Raw genomic sequence first — 17,017 nt, forward strand, 5'->3', positions numbered from 1 at the left:
CTTAGCGTGGTTTCAGGGTAGCGATAAGAAAGTCTTTCGAGCTTTCCACTTTACCCTGCTGAATGGCGGCGGCCGGGTCGACGTGCTTCGGACAGACTTCGGAGCAGTAGCCCACAAAGGTACAGGTCCAGACGCCGTTCTGGCCGTTAAGCTGCGCCATACGTTCTTTTTTGCCGTGGTCGCGGCTGTCTTCGTTATAGCGGTGCGCCAGGGTAATGGCGGCCGGGCCGATGAACTCCGGGTTCAGGCCAAACTGTGGACAGGCGGCGTAGCACAGGCCGCAGTTGATGCAGCCGGAGAACTGATGGTATTTCGCCATCTGCGCCGGCGTCTGGGTGTTCGGACCCTGGTCCGGCGTGCGCGGGTTGCCGATGATGTACGGCTTAATCGCTTCCAGGCTTTCAATAAAGTGGGTCATATCGACCACTAAATCGCGCTCGATCGGGAAGTTGCCCAGCGCTTCAACCTTGATGCCTTTGGTGTAATCGCGCAGGAAGGTTTTGCACGCCAGCTTCGGTACCTTGTTGACCATCATGCCGCAGGAGCCGCAGATCGCCATGCGGCAAGACCAGCGGTAGCTCAGGTCCGGCGCCAGGTTGTCTTTGATATAGCCGAGCGCATCCAGCAGGGAGGTTTGCTCGTCATAAGGCACTTCGTAGAAAGCGCTGTGGGGGGCGGTATCCACTTCCGGGTTATAGCGCACCACTTCAACTTTCAGTTTTTGCATCTCAGCCATTCGCCTTCTCCTTCTTCTCGGCGGCTTCTGCTTCTGCGCCGTACACGCGTTTAGCCGGTGGCAGCGTGGTGATTTTCACGTCGCTGTAGTCCAGACGCGTGGTGCCATCCGCATCGCGCCAGGCGAGAGTGTGTTTCAGGAAATTGACGTCGTCACGTTCGGTACAGCCTTCGTCCAGACGCTGATGGGCGCCGCGAGACTCTTTACGCGCCAGCGCAGAGTGCGCCATACATTCTGCGACGTTCAGGCCGTGGCCCAGCTCAATGGTATAGAGCAGGTCGGTATTGAAGACGCTGGAGGTGTCGGTGATGCGCACGCGCTTGAAGCGTTCCTGGAGTTCCGCCAGCTTGTCGACGGTTTTCTGCATCAGCTCCGGCGTACGGTAGATACCGCAGCCTTCTTCCATCGACAGGCCCATCTCGTCGCGGATCTTCGACCAGTTCTCGTTGCCTTCCTGGTTCACCAGATCCTTCAGGCGTTTTTCAACGTCTGTGACCTGCGCATCCAGCGCCGCGCCGTTTGCTTCGCCTGCGGTCGCCGCACGCTCCATCGCGCGCTCGCCCGCCATGCGGCCAAAGACGACCAGCTCTGCCAGCGAGTTAGAGCCCAGACGGTTGGCGCCGTGCAGGCCGACGGAGGAACACTCGCCCACGGCGAACAGCCCTTTAATGCGGGTTTCACACTGCTGGTCGGTTTCAATCCCGCCCATGGTGTAGTGCGCGGTTGGGCGTACCGGAATCGGCTCTTTCACCGGATCGACGCCGACGTAAGCTTTTGCCAGTTCGCAGATAAACGGCAGACGCTCCAGCAGTTTCTTCTCGCCCAGGTGACGCAGGTCGAGATAGACCACGTCGCCGCGCGGCGTTGAGATGGTGTTGCCCTTGCGCCACTCGTGCCAGAAGGCCTGAGAAACTTTGTCGCGCGGGCCAAGTTCCATGTATTTGTTCTTCGGCTCGCCGAGCGGGGTTTCCGGGCCCATGCCGTAATCCTGCAGATAGCGGTAGCCGTTTTTGTTGACCAGAATACCGCCTTCACCGCGGCAGCCTTCCGTCATCAAAATGCCGGAGCCCGGCAGGCCGGTTGGGTGATACTGCACAAACTCCATATCGCGCAGCGGCACGCCGTGGCTCAGCGCCATGCCCATTCCGTCGCCGGTGACGATGCCGCCGTTGGTGTTGTAGCGATAGACGCGTCCCGCACCGCCCGTTGCCATTACCACCGCATTAGCGCGGATCTGGACGAGCGTGCCTTCCATCATGTTCATCGCCACCAGGCCACGTGCATGACCGTCGTCGACCAGAATGTCGAGGACGAAATGTTCATCAAAGCGCTGGATTTGTGGGAACTGAAGGGAGGTCTGGAACAGGGTATGCAGCATGTGGAAGCCGGTCTTATCGGCGGCGAACCAGGTGCGTTCGATTTTCATTCCACCGAAGCGGCGGACGTTAACGCTCCCGTCCGGACGGCGGCTCCACGGACACCCCCACTGCTCAAGCTGAGTCATCTCCGTTGGGCAATGGTGCACGAAGTAGTCAACGACATCCTGTTCGCAAAGCCAGTCGCCCCCTGCAACCGTGTCGTGGAAATGGTATTCAAAGCTGTCATGATCCTGCGCAACGGCAGCGGACCCTCCTTCTGCTGCCACCGTGTGGCTGCGCATTGGATAGACTTTTGAAATCAATGCGATTTTAGCGTCAGGATTAGCTTGTGCTGCAGCAATCGCAGCACGTAATCCCGCCCCGCCAGCGCCTATTACGGCAAGATCGGCTTGAAAAGTTTGCACGACATTCCTCCAGATTTTTGTTATTTCGCAACGCGACAAACTAAAGGTAGTTCACCCGCCCAACGGGACGATTGCGAAAGCGTTTCCACTGCTCCTTTATGGGTAAAAGAGTATAACCGTGTAGATGTCAGGGAAATTTGACGTGTTCGATTTTTTTGCTGTTCTGTGCGGTGATTTATCATCGTGATTGATGAATTGCATCACGGAATAATCCACCTAAATGAAATGCGCATTTTTACTGCGCAAAATTTGTCTCTGCCCCTGCTAACGAGTAGACTTCGTGCCCTTGTCTGAAATCGGAGAAATACTCATGAGCGAAACGGCCACCTGGCAGCCGAGCGCATCCATCCCAAATCTGTTAAAACGCGCCGCAATTATGACGGAGATCCGCCGTTTCTTTGCCGACCGCGGCGTCCTGGAGGTGGAAACCCCGTGCATGAGTCAGGCAACGGTAACGGATATTCATCTGGTCCCGTTTGAAACCCGTTTTGTTGGTCCTGGCCACTCTCAGGGCATGAATCTGTATCTGATGACCAGCCCGGAATATCACATGAAGCGCCTGCTGGCGGCGGGGTGTGGTCCGGTGTATCAGCTGTGCCGCAGCTTCCGAAATGAAGAAATGGGGCGTCACCACAACCCGGAATTCACCATGCTGGAGTGGTACCGCCCGCACTATGATATGTACCGCCTGATGAATGAGGTGGACGATCTGCTGCAGCAGGTACTGGACTGCTCAGAAGCCGAAACGCTCTCCTATCAGCAGGCCTTCCAGCGCCATCTGGAAATCGATCCGCTGTCGGCGGACAAAGCCCAGCTGCGTGAAGTGGCAGCAAAACTGGATCTGAGCAACGTGGCGGATACCGAGGAGGATCGCGACACGCTGCTGCAGCTGCTGTTCACCTTCGGCGTGGAACCGCAGATCGGCAAAGATCGCCCAACGTTTGTCTATCACTTCCCGGCAAGCCAGGCGTCTCTGGCGCAGATCAGCACTGAGGATCACCGCGTGGCAGAGCGTTTTGAGGTCTACTACAAAGGCATCGAGCTGGCGAACGGCTTCCACGAGCTGACCGACGCGCGCGAACAGCAGCAGCGTTTCGAGCAGGATAACCGCAAGCGCGCCGCGCGGGGTCTGCCGCAGCAGCCGATTGATGTTAACTTGCTGGAAGCATTAAAAGCCGGTCTGCCGGATTGCTCCGGCGTGGCGCTGGGCGTTGATCGTCTGGTCATGCTGGCGCTGGACGCCGAGCAGCTGGGCGACGTGATTGCGTTTACGGTCGATCGCGCCTAAAGAATTGCCGGGTGGCGCTGTCGCTTACCCGGCATAGATTATCTGTGGCAATATTCCTTTCCATTTCTTATCGGCAACATTAAAAACTGCCATTTTCTCTGTACACAGGGCTTTTTCTTAAATTGCCTCGCATAGCCACAATATTAGTCTGGTCATCTGCTACCATCCGCGCAGTTTAATTCCTCTTCGGATGGCGATATGTCCCACTCACTTAAAAAGATGACCCTCACCGGGCTCATCCTGATGATTTTTACGTCAGTCTTTGGCTTTGCCAATAGCCCGTCGGCCTTCTATCTGATGGGCTACAGCGCGACGCCGTTTTATATCGTGTCCGCTCTGTTCTTCTTTATCCCGTTTGCGCTGATGATGGCGGAGATGGGCTCGGCTTACCGGAAAGAAGAGGGCGGTATCTATTCATGGATGAACAACAGCATCGGCCCGCGTTACGCGTTTATCGGCACGTTTATGTGGTTCTCCTCCTACGTCGTCTGGATGGTCAGCACGGCGGCCAAAGTCTGGGTGCCGTTCTCCACGTTTCTTTTCGGCGCGGATAAAACGCAGGTCTGGTCTTTAGCCGGGCTGAGCTCCACGCAGGTGGTCGGTATTCTGGCAGTCTGCTGGATGGTGGTGGTCACGCTGGTGGCGTCAAAAGGCATCAACAAAATTGCCCGTATCACCGCCGTTGGCGGTATTTCCGTGATGTGCCTGAACCTGGTGCTGCTGCTGGTGAGTATCGCCATTCTGTGCCTGAACGGCGGACACTTTGCTCAGGAGGTGAACTTCGTTTCATCGCCTAATCCGGGCTATCAGTCCGGGCTGGCCATGCTCTCCTTCGTGGTGTTTGCCATTTTTGCCTACGGCGGTATTGAAGCGGTCGGTGGGCTGGTCGATAAGACCGAGAACCCGGAAAAGAACTTTGCCAAAGGGATTATTTTTGCCGCCATCGTCATCTCCATCGGCTATTCGCTGGCGATTTTCCTCTGGGGCGTCAGCACTAACTGGCAGCAGGTGTTGAGTAACGACACCACCAACCTCGGGAACATCACCTACGTGCTGATGAAAAGCCTGGGGATGACGCTGGGTAACGCCATGCACCTGACGCCGGAAGCATCGGCCACGATGGGGATCTGGTTTGCGCGCATTACCGGCCTGTCGATGTTTCTGGCCTATACCGGCGCGTTCTTCACGCTGATCTACTCGCCGCTGAAAGCCATCATCCAGGGTACGCCTAAAGCGCTGTGGCCAGCGCGCATGACGCAGCTCAACACCGCAGGCATGCCTGCCAACGCCATGTGGATGCAGTGTCTGCTGGTGTGCGTGTTCATTCTGCTGGTGTCATTTGGCGGTGATACCGCGTCTGCGTTTTATAACAAGCTGACCCTGATGGCGAACGTGTCGATGACGCTGCCGTACCTGTTCCTGACCCTGGCGTTCCCGTTCTTTAAGGCGAAGCGGGATCTTGAGCGTCCGTTTGTAATCTTCAAAACCCGTGCGGCAACGCTGCTGGCGACCACGGTGGTGGTGCTGGTGGTGGCGTTTGCCAATATCTTTACCGTTATTCAGCCCGTGGTTGAGGCGAACGACTGGAACAGCGCGCTGTGGATGGTCGGTGGGCCTGTCTTCTTCTCGCTGCTGGCGATGGGGATTTATGAGAATTACCGTCGGCGCTCAATAGCGTAAGTCGCGGAAGTGGCGTAGCGGTAAAATGCCCCTCCCGAAAGGGAGGGGCGAAAGATTACAGACTTCCCGCCGGGCGCGATCTTGCCGCCGACGTGAGCGTTTTACCCATCTTACGTCCGTCCATGCTCTCCAGACGCATCTGGAACGGTGGGAACGGCATATCAATACCATGCTCGCGGAAGCCCGCCAGAATCAGCTGGTGGATCTCATGGCGCAGCGGCATGCGGTGCCCCATTTCGGCAGCGTAAATACGCAGTTCGAAAATCTGGATCCCCTGCTGTAAATCGACCAGGAACACTTCCGGTACGGGGTTATCGAGCACCAGCGTACAGCGTTCGGCAGCGGTGTAGAGGATCTGGGTGACTTCTTCACTGTTGGCATCCGACGGCGCTGGTACCGTCAGCACCACACGCGTAACGGAGTCCGACAGGGACCAGTTGATAAACTGCTCGGTAATAAATGCCTTGTTCGGCACGATGATCTCTTTACGGTCCCAGTCGCTGATCGTGGTGGCGCGGGTGTTGATCTTCGTTACGCTCCCGGTCAGATCGCGGATCGTCACCGTATCGCCAATACGAATCGGCTTTTCAAACAGGATGATCAGGCCGGATACAAAGTTGGCGAAAATCTCCTGCATGCCAAAGCCAAGGCCAAACGTCAGCGCGGCCACCAGCCACTGCAGTTTAGACCACTCAATACCCATCATTGAGAACCCGACCATCCCGCCAAACAGCAGTATCAGGTATTTCGTAATGGTCGTAATGGCGTATCCGGTGCCGGGGGTTAAATCCAGATGCTGCAGCAGCGCCAGCTCCAGCAGTGCCGGGAAGTTACGCACCAGCTGGGTGGTGATGATCAGCACCAGAATGGCAATCAGCACCGCGCCTAAGGTGATCGGCTCCAGGCTTTCAACGCCCTGCACCGTGGACGTCACGTCCCACAGAGAGATGTTTTCCAGGAAGCCAAACGCGGAATGAATTTCCGACCACAGGAAGATCACCGACAGAAGGGCAATTAGCATCAGGAGGGAACGCACCAGGCGCAGAGACTGGGTACTGATGGCATCCAGATCCAGTTCGACCTCGTCCGCATCCATCGTGCCTTCCGTGCTGTTGACATGGGTTGGCTCTTCCTCGCCACGGGCACGCTGAGCGAGGATCTCCGCCCGGCGATGCTTGGCGCGGTCAAAGGCCAGACGGCGGCGCTGGATCAGCATCCCGCGACGGATCACGTGATACACCACCAGCAGCAGGAACCAGATCGCCACCGACGTTTCCAGTCGCGCCAGCAGCGCCTGCGAGGTTGCCAGGTAACCTACCGCCGCTGCCAGCATCGCAATCAGAGGAGCGCTCAGCAGCAGGTTCCAGAGCAGCCGGTTGAACATGTTGTCGCCGCTGCCGGATTTATCCAGATAGAGCGGTATACCCGCGCGTTTCAGGCTGAGCGTGACGATGGCCAGCGCGCCGCAGATCAGCATAAAGCAGAGGCGGCCCAGCGAGCCTGAGAACTCCCGGTCGTTGAGATTATCAAACATGATCAGCGCCATAATCAGCGGCACAATCAGCCCGATGCTCATCAGGTAGTAGCGCATGGCGCGCGCCACGCGGTTACGCGGCCAGCCAAAGTGTGCGATGAAAAGGCCGTTGGGCCGTGCAAACGTCGCGCAAATCATCACCACCCACAGCAGCGGCACCGTGGCGGTGACGCCATCGCCAATGGCGACCGCGAGCGGATAGGGCCAGGCTTCCCGCAGGCCGTAGCCAAGCGTCATCCACAGCACCGGTAGCGGAGACGCGACGAGAATCGACCAGAACACGGTGCGCAACGTCAGCCAGAAGTGATCCTGAGTGACTTTCCCCACCCGCGCGCTGGAACGTTCCAGGAAGCGGGTGAAATGTCTGCGCGAGTAAATGCTGAAGCCTACCAGGATCAACGCGCCCAGCAGCGGGAAAATCGTCTCTTTACTGGTCAGCATCATCACGCTGGCCTGTCCGAGCTGGCTGAAGGTGTCGAGCGAAATCAGGCGGCGCAGATCCTGAACGATCTCAATTGGCCACGAGAAGGTCATCGGACGCACGTCGGACGTCCAGAAGAGATAACGGTGCGTAGCCTCGTTCACCTCTTTCAGCGCGTCTTCCAGCTGGCTGTTAGAGACTTTGAGCTTAGTCAGTTCCAGAATCAGCGTATCCCCGCCCTGCAGCAGGGAGTTCAGCAGTTCGCGCTGGGTGCGCAGCTGGGCTTCCAGAATACGGTTTTGCTCGCTGGTCAGAGGTTGCCCGTCAGCCTGACGGATCTGGCGAATTTGCGGCTGCTTATTGAGAAGATCTTCAAAGTGCAGTCGCTGCACGCGCAGCTGGGCCATCTCGGTATCCAGCTGCTGCGGCTTCGGCATTTCCGGCAGGCGCGCGACCTGGGCGCGTAACGCTTCGCCCAGCAGGTTTGATGACCCGAGCCACTGGGACTGCTCGCGCAGGGTGTTGAGCGCCTGGCGCACCTGCAGGGTTTGATTCGTCGCCTGGCGCTGCTGGGAGGCAACCAGATCCATACGCTGCGCCTGCTGATTCAGGGCGGCTGAAAGCTCACGGTTGACCTTGAACTGATCGACGATACCTTCTGGCAGATTGGCGCTGTTTTCCGCCAGCAGCTCGGTGCTTTCAAGCGCTCGCTCGGCTTCGCGCTGGCGCTGGCTGTTAAGCAAATTACGCAGGGCCTGAAGGTACGCATCCAGCTGCTCGCTCTGCTTCTGAGCGAGTTCAGAGCGCATCCGCGCCAGCTCCTGGCGGTTGTTGGCGGAAAGTTGCGCCAGCTCCAGCTCATCCACAAGGGCTTTCAGACGAGCAGATTCGGCCTGCAGACCCACATTTTGCGCCTGAGCCTGCGGCGTGTTGCCGCTTTGCGTACCCACGCGGCGTTCCACTTCGTTAAGCTGGCGGCGGGCGTCGGTTTGCTGCTGCGGAAGCTGGCTGAGGGAGTCGGCAATTTCACGCGCCCGCTCCTGCTCCTGCTGAGCCAGGCGGCTCTTTTCCAGAAGCTGGCTGCTGACCTGCAGGATTTCCTGATTTAGGGCGTCGGTGGTCATGCCTTCCGGCACGTCACGCGGCTCATCGCGCAGATTAGCGAGCTGCGCGCGCAGCGTTTGCGAGAGTTTAGGGAAGTTGTCGATAACCTGCTGATACTGCTGAGCGCGCTCAAGAGAGCCTTTCCGCTCCTCAAGCGCGTTCAGTGCGGACTGGAGCGACTCAACGGTCTCTGGCTGAGCGGGTTTGGCCGCTTTCGCCTGCTCCAGCTCCTGGGTTATCTGTTTGGCGTCGGGGGCTGTCGCTGCGTACGCCCCCATGCTGAGGCACCAGGCCATCAGTAAAACGATAATCGGGCGCACGTCAGCGTTCCTTCTGTTGTTAGCCTTCGTCTTTTTTGTCGTCAACCAGCGGGCTGGCGTCGTGCTCGGCGTCAATCTCTTCTTGCGGCAGCGGAGCAGGCTCTGCGTCCGGCGTCACGAAGGTTTCGGTAGAGACCGCCAGCGGCTGGCCAAGCTTAGTCACCGACAGGCTTTCGAGCTGTTCAGCCAGCTTCACTTTGCCCGGCGCAAACAGGTTGATGACGGTAGAGCCCAGCTTGAAGCGACCCATCTCCTGGCCTTTCAGCAGGGCGACAGAGCCTTCCTCTTCACCGGCAGGCCACGTCCAGCGCTTGATCACGCCTTCACGCGGCGGAGTGATGGTGCCAGCCCAGACGGTTTCGATGCTGCCGACAATGGTCGCGCCTACCAGAATCTGCGCCATAGGGCCGAATTCAGTATCGAACAGGCAGATGACGCGTTCGTTACGGGCAAACAGGTTCGGTACGTTTTGCGCGGTCAGGTGGTTCACGGAGAACAGATCGCCCGGCACGTAGATCATCTCACGCAGAATACCGTTACACGGCATGTGCACGCGGTGGTAGTCGCGCGGTGACAGATAGGTGGTGGCAAAGGTGCCGTTGCGGAACAGGTCCGCCATCAGGTAGTTGCCCGCCAGCAGCGCTTCCAGACTGTAGTTGTGGCCTTTCGCTTGCAGGATTTTGTCGTCTTCGATGTTACCCAACTGGCTGATCACGCCGTCTGCTGGCATCACCAGGACGTTAGGATCGGTGTTCAGCGGGCGCACTTCGTCGCGCAGCGGGCGCACGAAAAACTCGTTGAACGTGCGGTAGCTGGCGGTGTCCGGCTTCTGCGCTTCTTTCATGTCGACCTTGTAATACTTCACGAAAAGGTCGATGACCAGTTTGGTCAGCCAGCCCGCGCGTTTGCTTGCGCCCCAGCCCGCCAGGCGAGTGAGCCACAGTTTTGGCAGAATGTATTGAAGCGAAAGTTTAAATGCGTTTAACAAGGTAGCCTCCAGGCCATTGTTTTGCCGTTCCTGATCCGGCGGTAAGCCGCCGGAACCTGAAAAAAGGGGACGATTTTAGCGATGCTTAGCTTAGTTGTCAGTTATCAGAATCAGAAAAGTTTTTACGCGTTTTTACCTGATCCATGCTCTCAAGAATGCGGTGGTAATTCTCGAAGCGGGTTTCCGCAATCTCACCTTTCTCCACCGCTTCGCGGATAGCGCAGCCTGGATCGTTATCGTGTTTACAGTCGCGGTATTTGCAAGCGCCTAAATAATCATGGAATTCGACAAATCCATTAAAGATTTGTTCCGGCTCAAGGTGCCATAACCCGAATTCACGCACGCCCGGGGAGTCGATGACATCGCCGCCGTGCGGGAAGTGATACAGGCGTGATGCGGTGGTGGTGTGCTGGCCCAGACCCGAGACATCAGACACATCGTTGGTGAGGATCTCCTGCTGGAGGCCGAGCAGATTGTTCAGCAGGCTCGATTTGCCCACGCCGGACTGGCCCGCAAAAATGCTGATGCGATCGGTAAGCGCCTCTTCCAGCGGTTTCAGGCCATCTTTGGTGTAGCTGGAGACCATCAGGACGCGATAGCCAATCTTGCGATAGATATCCATCTGCTCATTAACGAAAGCCATGCCTTCGTCATCCAGCAGATCGATTTTGTTCAGCACAATAATCGGTTCAACCTGCAGCGTTTCGCAGGCGACGAGATATCGGTCGATAATATTGAGCGAAAGTTCGGGCAAAATCGCCGATACGATAACAATCTGGTTAATGTTGGCGGCAATCGGCTTCACCCCGTCGTAAAAATCGGGACGTGTTAATACGGACGTACGCTCATGGACCGCTTCAACGATACCTTTTACCGTAACGCCCTCTGCCGCCTCTTTACCCGGTCGCCAGACGACGCGGTCGCCGGTGACCAGAGAACGAATGGTTCGGCGGATGTTGCAGCGGTGGATTTCGCCATCGGCGGATTCCACGTCGGCGTGCATACCGAAACGGCTGATGACTACGCCTTCCGTTGGTTCGCCAAACAGGTTGTCGTCGTAATCGACCTTCTCCGAAGTGGTTTTAAGACGGCGCTGGTGATTGGCATTTACGCGGCGCTGCTGCCCTTTGGAGAGTTTATTTTTACTCAATCGCACTGGCTCCTGGTCGCCCGTAGGGGGCAAAACCTCTATGATACACTCTAATTAATACTAGTTAACCTGCTACTGCCGGTTATGCGAGAAGGGTGGAAAATAACATGAGCGCGGATGAAAACAACCTGATTTGGATCGATCTCGAAATGACCGGGCTGGATCCTGAGCGCGATCGCATTATTGAGATTGCAACCCTGGTGACCGATGCCAACCTGAATATCCTGGCCGAAGGGCCAACGATTGCGGTGCATCAGTCAGACGACCAGCTAGCGCTGATGGATGAGTGGAACGTGCGTACCCATACCGGCAGCGGCCTTGTCGAGCGCGTGAAGGCCAGCACGTTGGGTGACCGTGAGGCGGAACTGGCGACGCTTGAATTTCTGAAGCAGTGGGTACCGGCGGGCAAATCGCCGATCTGCGGGAACAGCATCGGTCAGGATCGCCGTTTCCTGTTTAAGTACATGCCGGAGCTGGAGTCCTACTTTCATTACCGCTATCTGGATGTGAGCACCCTGAAAGAGTTGGCGCGTCGCTGGAAACCTGAAATTCTGGACGGCTTTAAAAAACAGGGTACGCACCAGGCGATGGACGATATCCGCGAGTCCGTGGCGGAACTCGCGTACTACCGCGAAAACTTTATTAAGCTGTGATTTTGAGATCCGGCGCCTTGCGTGGCCGGGTTTTTGTCGCTAAATTGTTCAGCTTGCCGATTAAATAAGCATTTGAACTGAATTTCGAAAAAATCACTTTAAGGGGGGTTGCAGCTAAAAGGATTTCTCGTATAATGCGCCTCCCGTAACGACAGAGAATTACACGTTACGACAGCAACAAAAGCAGTACAGATTTGCGGGAATAGCTCAGTTGGTAGAGCACGACCTTGCCAAGGTCGGGGTCGCGAGTTCGAGTCTCGTTTCCCGCTCCAAAATTTGAAAGTGCTTCCACAGCACAGACTGCCCAAGCGGGAATAGCTCAGTTGGTAGAGCACGACCTTGCCAAGGTCGGGGTCGCGAGTTCGAGTCTCGTTTCCCGCTCCAAAATTTGAAAGTGCTTCTAAAGCACGGACCACCAAATCGTGGGATTTCGAGTTGCAACAAGGCGGCAACTGAACGAATCCTTAGGAGCTTGCTTAAGTAAGTGACTAAGGTGAGTGAAGGCGGCCAACGCAGTGGCAGCTTGAAAGACACAGATTAAGCGGGAATAGCTCAGTTGGTAGAGCACGACCTTGCCAAGGTCGGGGTCGCGAGTTCGAGTCTCGTTTCCCGCTCCAAATTCTTCTTCATCTCTAAAATATCCACAGCGAAAAGACGCGCTGGGGACGTTTTCTATTGCATCTGAAATACTGTTGTAAACAGAGTTATCCACAGAATTCGCGCTTTGCCCAAACTGTACAGAAAGTTAGCAGGGTGAATAATATCTTCACAAGCTACTGTATTATTTGGATAAATTTTCATTTCAAAATGTTATCGAGATCACTTGACCTCTTATCAAGCCCAGATGGCGCTTGAGTTTTTATTTTTATTCACAGGCTGTGAATATATCACGCATCCCGCGTAAGCCCTTTTTCGATCACCCTAACCAGCCGCTGTTTCTTTGGAAGCTGCACCTCGACCACGCAGGCATTTCGCTTCTCGATTTGCTGCGCAATCGCCCATTCTATGTGTTCATCAAGAAGTGGGTGCTCACCTCTACGGCTTTCGAGCGCCTGAATATTCGCTTCATCCCACGGGGCATTGCCCAGCGCGACGGCCACGTTTCGCAGCCAGCGCAGATGGCCGATACGCCGAATGGCGGAACCTTCCGTCACCTTCAGGAACCAGGCCTCGGTCCAGGCGAATAGCTCGATCAACGGCGGGGCATGTAGCGCCTTGCGCGGACTGAAGTCTTCCTCGTCCGTCAGCTGTGAATAGCGGTTCCACGGGCAGATCAGCTGGCAGTCGTCGCAGCCGTAGATGCGGTTGCCGATAAGCGGTCGAAACTCTTCCGGGATCGCCCCTTCGAGCTCGATGGTGAGATAGGAAATACAGCGGCGCGCATCGACGGTGTACGGCTCAACGATGGCGCCCGTCGGGCAGATAGTCATGCAGGCCACGCAGCGCCCACAGCCTTCCTCCACCGGGCCATCTACTGGCAGGGGTAAATCAATCAGCAGTTCACCGAGGAAGAAGAACGATCCGGCGTCGCGGCTAAGGATAAGTGAGTGCTTACCTGTCCAGCCAAGCCCGGCTTTTTCGGCGATCGGGCGCTCAAGAATAGGCGCGGAATCGACAAAGGGTCTAAAATTCAGCGAAACACAGTGCTGCTGAATAGTTTCTCCAAGTTTTTTTAGGCGGTTACGCAGAAGCTTATGGTAATCACGTCCCAGGGCGTACCTGCTGACGTAACCCAGGGAGGGATTTTTTAGCGTGCGCGCAAAGGCCGCGTTGGCTGGCAGGTAGTTCATGCGCACGCTGATGACGCGAAGCGTACCCGGTAAAAGCTCATGTGGACGGGCGCGCATCATGCCGTGACGCGCCATCCACTCCATTTCGCCGTGGTATTGTTTGTCCAGCCAGGCCTGCAGTTTTGGCTCGCTGGCAGAGAGGTCGGTATCGGTAATGCCTACCTTCTGGAAGCCAAGCTCAGCACCCCACTGTTTTATTTTTTGCGCTAATTCATTGAGATCGAGGGGCTGTGACATGACGGACCATACGGTGAAGAAAAACCCCGCAAGTATACCACATTCCATCTGGCATGCGGATGACCTCCGGCGCGCCGAAAAAGAGGCCGCAGACAGCCTCGGCATTACCCTTTATGAACTGATGCAGCGAGCGGGAGAGGCGGCGTTTAACGTTGCCCGCAGCGCGTACCCGCAATCCACTCACTGGCTGATTTTGTGCGGTTACGGCAATAACGGCGGCGACGGCTACGTTGTTGCGCGTCTCGCGGTTGCGGCCGGTCTGCGCGTTACTCTGCTGGCGCTGGAGAGCGATAAGCCTCTGCCGGAGGAAGCCGATGGGGCGCGGAAGGCATGGCTGAACGCAGGCGGCGTGATTCATGCCCCTGATATCGTCTGGCCGGAAGATGTTGATCTGATTGTTGATGGTCTGCTGGGGACCGGGCTACGCAGCGCGCCTCGCGAGAACATCGCCGCGCTTATTAAACACGCTAACGGGCACTCCGCGCCGGTAGTCGCGCTGGATATTCCGTCTGGCCTGATCGCGCAGACCGGCGCGACGCCTGGCGCCGTTATTCAGGCTGCGCACACCGTGACCTTTATCGCCCTGAAGCCGGGCTTGTTAACCGGAAAAGCGCGGGATGTGGTCGGCGTATTGCACCATAACGCGCTGGGGCTGGAGAGCTGGCTCGTTGGGCAGGAAACGCGCCTGTCGCGCTTTGATTCCTCGCAGCTAAAAGAGTGGCTTCCGCCGCGCCGCCCAACCTCCCATAAGGGCGACCACGGCAGGCTGGTAATTATTGGTGGCGATCGCGGTACGGCAGGAGCGGTTCGCATGACCGGTGAGGCGGCACTGCGCAGCGGTGCCGGATTAGTGCGAGTCCTCACTCGCATTGAAAATATTGCGCCAATCATCACGGCCCGGCCGGAGCTGATGGTCCATGAGCTTACGCCCCAGGCGCTGGAAGAAAGCCTCGAATGGGCGGATGTGGTGGTTATTGGTCCCGGGCTTGGGCAACAGGCATGGGGTAAACAGGCTCTGCAAAAAGTCGAGAATTTTCGTAAACCGATGCTGTGGGATGCCGACGCGCTTAACCTTCTGGCAATAAATCCGGATAAGCGTCACAATCGCATTCTGACGCCACACCCCGGCGAAGCCGCGCGCCTGCTTAACTGCAGCGTGGCAGAAATTGAAAGCGATCGCTTACTTTCTGCTCAGCGTCTGGTAAAACGTTACGGAGGTGTTGCCGTTTTGAAAGGGGCAGGAACCGTTGTCGCCAGTGACGAGACGCAGGGCATTATTGATGCCGGAAATGCGGGCATGGCGAGCGGCGGTATGGGCGATGTGCTTTCAGGCATCATCGGCGCATTGCTTGGACAGAAACTTCCCCTTTATGATGCAGCCTGTGCGGGCTGCGTGGCCCACGGCGCGGCGGCTGACAGGCTTGCTGCACGAGAGGGTACGCGCGGTATGCTGGCCACCGATCTCTTTTGCACGCTGCGGCGTGTTGTTAACCCGGATGTGATTGACGTAGAAAATGACTAATCGAGCGATTCCTTTACCTGATGAACAAGCCACTTTAGATCTCGGCAAGCGCGTGGCGCAGGCCTGTCAGGGGGCAACCGTCATTTATCTGTATGGTGATTTAGGTGCGGGTAAAACCACCTTCAGCCGGGGTTTTTTGCAGGCGTTAGGACACAACGGGAACGTGAAAAGCCCCACCTATACGCTGGTTGAGCCGTACACCCTCGACAATCTAATGGTGTACCACTTTGATTTATACCGCCTTGCGGATCCTGAGGAGCTGGAATTTATGGGGATCCGTGATTATTTTGCCAACGACGCCATCTGCCTGGTGGAGTGGCCGCAACAAGGTGCGGGTGTGCTGCCTGACCCGGATGTCGAAATTCACTTAGATTACCAGGCTCAAGGGCGTGAGGCTCGCATCAGTGCGGTTTCCTCATCAGGGTGTTCCTTACTAGCGCGTCTCGCTGGTTAAGAGTAGGGATGACGGGATGATTAGTCGCGTTAAAGGTTGGGTGTTGGCTGCGACGGTGCTGCTGTGCGCGCAGGCCGGGGCGGCAAGCCTATCGGATATTCAGGTGTCAAACGGCGAAAGCCAGGCCCGGATCACGTTCAGCTTTATGGGTGACCCTGAATACGCGTTTTCACAGCCAGACAGCCACAGCGTGGCGCTGGATATTAAACAGACTGGCGTGATCCAGGGGTTACCGCTGCGTTTTAGCGGTAATAACCTGGTGAAAAGTATCCGCTCGGGTACCCCTCAGGACAGCCAGTCATTGCGCCTGGTGGTCGATCTGACCGAAAAGGGCAAAACGAAGGCGGTGAAGCAGCAAAACGGGGCGAACTATACGGTGGTCTTCACCATCAATGCCGACGTTCCGCCGCCGCCTCCACCGGTTGTCGCGAAACGCGTGGAAGAGCCTGTGTATACGCCGCGCCCATCGGAACCTGCGCGTAATCCGTTTAAATCGCAGAACGATCGCATCACCGCGGCGACCAGCAGCAACACGGTAACGCGTCCGGCGGCCAGCGCACGGCGCGCGGTCAGCGGTGACAAAGTGATTATTGCCATTGATGCCGGACACGGTGGACAGGATCCTGGTGCGATTGGCCCGGGCGGCACGCGAGAGAAAAATGTCACTATTGCGGTGGCCCGCAAGCTGCGGACGCTGTTAAACGATGACCCGATGTTTAAAGGCGTACTGACCCGCGACGGCGACTATTTTATCTCTGTGATGGGCCGCTCAGACGTGGCGCGTAAGCAAAACGCCAATTTCCTGGTCTCCATTCACGCGGATGCCGCACCGAACCGTAACGCGACGGGGGCCTCGGTATGGGTTCTGTCGAACCGCCGGGCGAACAGCGAAATGGCCAACTGGCTGGAAGAGCATGAGAAACAGTCTGAACTGTTAGGCGGCGCGGGTGACGTGCTGGCAAACAGCCAGTCTGACCCGTACCTCAGCCAGGCTGTGCTGGATTTACAGTTCGGTCATTCTCAGCGCGTCGGGTATGATGTCGCCACTAACGTATTGAATCAGCTGCAGGGCATCGGGGCATTGCACAAGCGTCGCCCGGAACATGCGAGCCTGGGCGTTCTGCGTTCGCCGGATATTCCGTCAATTCTGGTAGAGACCGGCTTTATCAGCAATAACAGTGAAGAGCGCCTGCTGGGTAGCGACAGCTACCAGCAGCAAATTGCCGAAGCGATTTATAACGGTTTACGTAACTATTTTGAGGCGCATCCTCTGCAGTCCGCGCCGCAGGGCGGAGCAGCCCAGACGGCCAGCGCCGCGCAGCCGGGCGAGTTGACCGCCACAAATTAAGGAGAATTC

Annotated in this window: 12 protein-coding genes and 3 tRNA genes; 9 read left to right on the plus strand and 6 right to left on the minus strand. The window is 57.0% G+C overall.

The window, feature by feature from the left end:
* Position 1: 1 nt before the first annotated feature.
* A complete protein-coding gene (locus UTO39_RS16200; RefSeq protein WP_041911494.1) occupies positions 2 to 736 on the minus strand; it encodes a succinate dehydrogenase/fumarate reductase iron-sulfur subunit in 735 nt (244 codons plus the stop codon).
* Complete coding sequence (gene frdA, locus UTO39_RS16205) at positions 729 to 2,519, minus strand: fumarate reductase (quinol) flavoprotein subunit (RefSeq protein ID WP_116344014.1); 1,791 nt, start codon at positions 2,517 to 2,519, stop codon at positions 729 to 731. Before frdA ends, UTO39_RS16200 begins: the two co-directional genes overlap by 8 nt.
* Positions 2,520 to 2,829: 310 nt before the next feature.
* Here frdA and epmA point away from each other — a divergent pair, with 310 nt between their 5' ends.
* Positions 2,830 to 3,807 carry an elongation factor P--(R)-beta-lysine ligase gene (gene epmA, locus UTO39_RS16210; protein ID WP_061099488.1) on the plus strand — a complete coding sequence of 326 codons (978 nt, stop codon included), beginning with the start codon at positions 2,830 to 2,832 and terminating at the stop codon, positions 3,805 to 3,807.
* Between the two features lie 198 nt (positions 3,808 to 4,005).
* Positions 4,006 to 5,487, plus strand: coding sequence for a glutamate/gamma-aminobutyrate family transporter YjeM (yjeM, locus tag UTO39_RS16215; RefSeq protein ID WP_320727571.1), 1,482 nt, complete (start codon positions 4,006 to 4,008; stop codon positions 5,485 to 5,487).
* Positions 5,488 to 5,542: 55 nt separating this feature from the next.
* On the opposite strand, the gene mscM is transcribed toward yjeM, so the two are convergent.
* The 3 genes from mscM to rsgA all read right to left on the minus strand — a co-directional run bounded on the left by mscM (position 5,543) and on the right by rsgA (position 11,004).
* Positions 5,543 to 8,866, minus strand: coding sequence for a miniconductance mechanosensitive channel MscM (gene mscM / locus UTO39_RS16220; protein ID WP_320727572.1), 3,324 nt, complete (start codon positions 8,864 to 8,866; stop codon positions 5,543 to 5,545).
* A gap of 19 nt (positions 8,867 to 8,885) precedes the next feature.
* On the minus strand, positions 8,886 to 9,854 hold the full coding sequence (gene asd, locus UTO39_RS16225; RefSeq protein WP_028015245.1) for an archaetidylserine decarboxylase: 969 nt from the start codon (positions 9,852 to 9,854) through the stop codon (positions 8,886 to 8,888).
* 97 nt (positions 9,855 to 9,951) lie between these two features.
* A complete protein-coding gene (gene rsgA, locus UTO39_RS16230; protein ID WP_032644955.1) occupies positions 9,952 to 11,004 on the minus strand; it encodes a small ribosomal subunit biogenesis GTPase RsgA in 1,053 nt (350 codons plus the stop codon).
* Positions 11,005 to 11,111: 107 nt separating this feature from the next.
* Between rsgA and orn the strand changes: the two genes are divergently transcribed.
* The 4 genes from orn to UTO39_RS16250 all read left to right on the plus strand — a co-directional run bounded on the left by orn (position 11,112) and on the right by UTO39_RS16250 (position 12,274).
* A complete protein-coding gene (gene orn / locus UTO39_RS16235) occupies positions 11,112 to 11,657 on the plus strand; it encodes an oligoribonuclease (protein WP_028015247.1) in 546 nt (181 codons plus the stop codon).
* A gap of 196 nt (positions 11,658 to 11,853) precedes the next feature.
* Positions 11,854 to 11,929: transfer RNA gene (locus UTO39_RS16240), tRNA-Gly, on the plus strand.
* A 36-nt stretch (positions 11,930 to 11,965) separates the two neighbouring features.
* Positions 11,966 to 12,041: transfer RNA gene (locus UTO39_RS16245), tRNA-Gly, on the plus strand.
* Positions 12,042 to 12,198: 157 nt separating this feature from the next.
* Positions 12,199 to 12,274, plus strand: a tRNA-Gly gene (locus UTO39_RS16250).
* Between the two features lie 270 nt (positions 12,275 to 12,544).
* Here the strand turns inward: UTO39_RS16250 and queG are convergent.
* Entirely contained in the window at positions 12,545 to 13,684 is a 1,140-nt protein-coding gene (gene queG, locus UTO39_RS16255; RefSeq protein ID WP_061099483.1) for a tRNA epoxyqueuosine(34) reductase QueG, read from the minus strand.
* Between queG and nnr the strand changes: the two genes are divergently transcribed.
* The 3 genes from nnr to amiB are packed head-to-tail and all read left to right on the plus strand — an operon-like array spanning position 13,683 to position 17,008.
* Entirely contained in the window at positions 13,683 to 15,206 is a 1,524-nt protein-coding gene (gene nnr / locus UTO39_RS16260; protein ID WP_320727573.1) for a bifunctional ADP-dependent NAD(P)H-hydrate dehydratase/NAD(P)H-hydrate epimerase, read from the plus strand. The genes queG and nnr overlap by 2 nt on opposite strands.
* The gene (tsaE, locus tag UTO39_RS16265) at positions 15,199 to 15,660 is read left to right on the plus strand and encodes a tRNA (adenosine(37)-N6)-threonylcarbamoyltransferase complex ATPase subunit type 1 TsaE (RefSeq protein ID WP_028015250.1); all 462 of its coding nucleotides are present in this window, start codon (positions 15,199 to 15,201) and stop codon (positions 15,658 to 15,660) included. Before nnr ends, tsaE begins: the two co-directional genes overlap by 8 nt.
* Before the next feature lie 16 nt (positions 15,661 to 15,676).
* Positions 15,677 to 17,008, plus strand: a complete 1,332-nt coding sequence (amiB, locus tag UTO39_RS16270; RefSeq protein WP_320727574.1) for an N-acetylmuramoyl-L-alanine amidase AmiB — start codon at positions 15,677 to 15,679, stop codon at positions 17,006 to 17,008.
* The last annotated feature ends 9 nt before the right edge of the window (positions 17,009 to 17,017 follow it).

It is taken from the genome of Enterobacter sp. 118C5 (genome assembly GCF_034107645.1).
In the GTDB taxonomy this organism is placed as follows: domain Bacteria; phylum Pseudomonadota; class Gammaproteobacteria; order Enterobacterales; family Enterobacteriaceae; genus Enterobacter; species Enterobacter nematophilus.